Source organism: Streptomyces shenzhenensis (assembly GCF_021462265.1).
GTDB classification, from domain to species: Bacteria; Actinomycetota; Actinomycetes; order Streptomycetales; family Streptomycetaceae; genus Streptomyces; species Streptomyces shenzhenensis.
Genome location: NZ_JAJONF010000120.1, coordinates 1 through 3,566 on the forward strand (window position 1 = coordinate 1; position 3,566 = coordinate 3,566).

Below are 3,566 nucleotides of genomic sequence, written 5' to 3' on the forward strand. Positions count from 1 at the left end.
GGCCGCACGGAGAACTGCCAGATCGGCGTGTTCGCCGCCTATGCCTCCTCCAGAGGCCGCGCGCTGGTGGACCGGGAGCTGTATCTGCCGAAGTCCTGGACCTCTGATCCGGACCGCTGCGCAGAGGCGAAGATTCCCGACGAGCGTGCGTTCGCCACCAAGGGCGATCTCGCGAAGGCCGTCATCATGCGGGCCCTGGCCTCGCCGCTGCCGATCGCCTGGGTAACCGCGGACTCGGCTTACGGCCAGGAGTGGCGGCTGCGCCGCCTGCTGGAGGAGGCCGGCGTTGGCTATGTCCTGGCCGTGCCGAAGTCCCAGCACGTGCACGCCGTCGGCCGCATCAACTTCACCATCGCCCAGGCACCCGAGGACGCCTGGGAACGCCACTCCTGCGGGGATGGCGCGAAAGGACCGCGCGTCTACGACTGGGCGGCAGCGAGGCTGCCCGCGATCGATGACTTCGACGGCGATGCGCCCACCCACCACCGGTGGGTACTGGCCCGCCGCAGCCTGGCCCGACCGGACGAGATCGCCTACTACCTCGCCTACGCGCCGGCCGGCACTCCCGTCGCCGAGCTGGTACGGATCGCCGGGGCGCGCTGGGCGATCGAGGAGGCTTTCCAGGCCGCGAAGAACGAGTGCGGCCTGGATCAGTACGAAGTTCGCCGGTATCCGGGCTGGTATCGGCACATCACCCTGGCCATGCTCGCCCACGCCTTCCTCGCCGCCATGGCCGCCCCCGCGGGGACGGAAAGGGGGGCCGCAGAATCGGTTCCGGCGATCTCGCCCCGCTCACGGTGGCGGAAATCCGGCGACTCCTGGCAGCTGGCCGCCCCACGCTGACACACATCCGGCGCACCCGCCACACACTGAACTGGTCCCGCTGGCGCCGCCGTCACCAGGCCACCGCACGCCGCTGCCACTACCAACGCCGCACCCGAAGTCACGAACTTCCGCCACCTGACGGCACATCAGCCAAGTACACCCACGCACAGGACCCTGACCAGCAGGAATAGCGATCTGCAACTGGAGTACTAGTACTCCAGCTGTAGATCTTGATCTTGGCTTGTGAGCGGAGAGCGTCTTGGGTCGGGTAAGAGATCAGGCCACTCCTCGGGTGAGGCCGACCGCGTGAATCGACCACAGAGAGTCAAGCGAATCGACCACAGTCAAAGGGATGATCCGATGAACAACATCACCGAACCACGCCGGACGGTCCTGGTCACCGGTGGCCTCCAGGGCATCGGCCGCGCCATCGCCGAGGCGTTCGCCAAGACCGGCGCGGACGTCGCGCTCCTCGACATCGACGGCAGCGTCCACGAGGCGGCGCAGGAGATCCAGAAGTCAGCCGGCTCCCGTGCCGTCGGGTGCCGGGCGGACGTGACGTCGGAGGAGCAGATCGAGCGCGCCGTCACCGAGGTGAACGAGCGTCTCGGCCGCATCGACGTCCTGGTCAACAACGCCGGCATCGTCGGCAGGCGCGCCCTGTCCTGGGACGGCTCCACCGACGACTGGATGCGCACCATCGACGTCAATCTGGTCGGGACCTACCGGGTCTCCAAAGCGGTCCTTCCCCAGATGGTGGCAGCCGCCTCGGGCCGAGTGATCAACATATCCTCCATCTCCGGCAAGCAGGGCAGCACCGGGAACTCCGCCTACAGCGCGTCGAAGCACGCGGTCATCGGACTGACCCGGACGCTCGCGCGGGAGCTCGCGCTGCTGGGCCTGCACGGCATCACCGCCAACGCGATCTGCCCCGGCGTGGTCGACACCCCCCTCGTTCACGGCGAGGGCCAGCTGCTCGACGGCATCAGCGCGCTCACCGGGCAGACCCGGGAGGCAGTGCTCGAGCAGCACGTCCTGTCCCAGTCGCTGCAGCACCGGCTGCTGGATCCCGAGGAGGTCGCCGGGATGGCGGTGTACCTGGCCTCCGACCTCGCACGTGGCATCACTGGACAGGCGATCAACGTCGACGCCGGCTCGGTCTTCCACTGACCGGACCGGCCATCTCGAGAGCCCCTGTGCTCTTGCGGGAGGAATCATGCGGGTCATCGACGCGCACATGCATCTGATGGATGTCACCAACCACGACGACTGGTACCTCACCCTGCGAGAGCTGGCTGAGGCAATCGGAGCGCTCCATCTCTACGGGGACTTCATGCCGCCGGACTATCTCCGGCATGCCGGGCCGGACTTCCGGGTGGACGCGTTCGTCCATGTCTCCGCCAGCTTCAAGCCCCGGGGGTACCTCGACGAAGCCGAATGGATCGACGATATCGCGGATCGGTACGGCCTCGACCTGGTCCACATCGGGACCGTCGAACCATCGATGGAACGGGCCGGAATCATCGCCGACCTCGAGCGGCAGGCACGCTCTCCGCGTTTCCGGGGTGCCAGGGTGCTCAACGACTTCGCACCCGACTCCGCCGCGGCCACGCCGGTGCTGGACTGGCTGAGCGAGCGCGGCTTCGTCTTCGACCTCACCGCCCAACCCGCCCTGATGAAGGCATGGCTGACGAAACTGGAGGACTATCCCGACCTCAGCGTCGTTCTGGAGCACACCGGTTGGCCAACCGGCACCGACGACCGCTCCCGCGCCGGATGGAAGGCCGCGATCGAGGCCTACGCCGCAGTCTCCACCGGCGCATGCAAGATCTCCGGACTCGGGATGACAACCCTGGGGCTCAGTGAGGCCGGGCTCCGCCCGTGGCTCGAGCACGCCATCACCGTGCTCGGATGGGACCGGGTCCTCTTCGGATCGAACATGCCCATAGACCGCATCGGCGGCACGTATACCGAACTCATCGCGGCCCTCAAGGCTGTGACGGGCGAGGCTGCCCCAGAGGATCAGCAGAAATTCTGGGCCGGGAACGCCGAGCGGCTCTACCGGCTCTGAACCTCCCCCTCGACCCGCGGACGCGGCGACCGGACGTCCCGGCTGCCGTGATGAGGGTCTGTCAAACGAGGGGGTCTGTTCCGTAGACGGTGGTGATGGTGAGCGCTCGCCTGTGATCATTGAGCGTGCATGATGCGAACGTGCTTGTAGGAACGGTGTTTTCGGGGTTGTCGGCGTTGGTCATCACGGGCTGGCTCTCTTTGGGTGTGTCGACCTGCCCGGTGTCCGTTCGCGGCTTGACTCAACAGAGGCATGAGCATCGGCCACCCCCACGTTTCTCGAAGTCGGGATGTCAGCTGCGGATCCCAGTGACCGACGACCGAGAAAGGGGACCGCCCGATAATGCTGATCGGCATCGACCCTCACAAGTCCACCCACACAGCCACGGCTGTCGATCCCGAAACCAACCGTGATCACGCTTCGATGCGCATCGACATATCTCTCGAGGAGTACCAGCGCATGCTGGACTGGGCCTGCCAGTGGCCCGAGAGGCGATGGGCCGTGGAGAACGCCAGGGGCCTGGGACACCACCTGACGTCATGGCTGCTCGCCCGGGGGGGAGCAGGTCGTCGATATCCCGCCCAGCGCGACAGCGCGAGTCCGCCAGCTCTCACGCGGGTCAGGCCGCAAGAACGACGGGTCTGCCGCACGATCGGGTGACATCTGAACT

At 67.0% G+C, this 3,566-nt stretch carries 3 protein-coding genes; all 3 read left to right on the top strand.

What is annotated here, in order from left to right; all coding sequences use genetic code 11:
• The coding region (locus LQ326_RS46885; RefSeq protein WP_234545325.1) for an IS701 family transposase at positions 1–843 on the top strand (843 nt) is incomplete at its 5' end.
• A 342-nt stretch (positions 844–1,185) separates the two neighbouring features.
• Positions 1,186–1,995, top strand: a complete 810-nt coding sequence (locus tag LQ326_RS46890; RefSeq protein ID WP_234545326.1) for an SDR family NAD(P)-dependent oxidoreductase — start codon at positions 1,186–1,188, stop codon at positions 1,993–1,995.
• 46 nt (positions 1,996–2,041) lie between these two features.
• Positions 2,042–2,896 carry an amidohydrolase family protein gene (locus tag LQ326_RS46895; protein WP_234545327.1) on the top strand — a complete coding sequence of 285 codons (855 nt, stop codon included), beginning with the start codon at positions 2,042–2,044 and terminating at the stop codon, positions 2,894–2,896.
• Positions 2,897–3,566 lie beyond the last annotated feature (670 nt).

Coding starts and splice junctions, on each gene's coding strand:
- LQ326_RS46890 (WP_234545326.1), top strand. CDS start 1,186: ATGAACAACATCACCGAACCACGCCGGACGGTCCTGGTCACCGGTGGC.
- LQ326_RS46895 (WP_234545327.1), top strand. CDS start 2,042: ATGCGGGTCATCGACGCGCACATGCATCTGATGGATGTCACCAACCAC.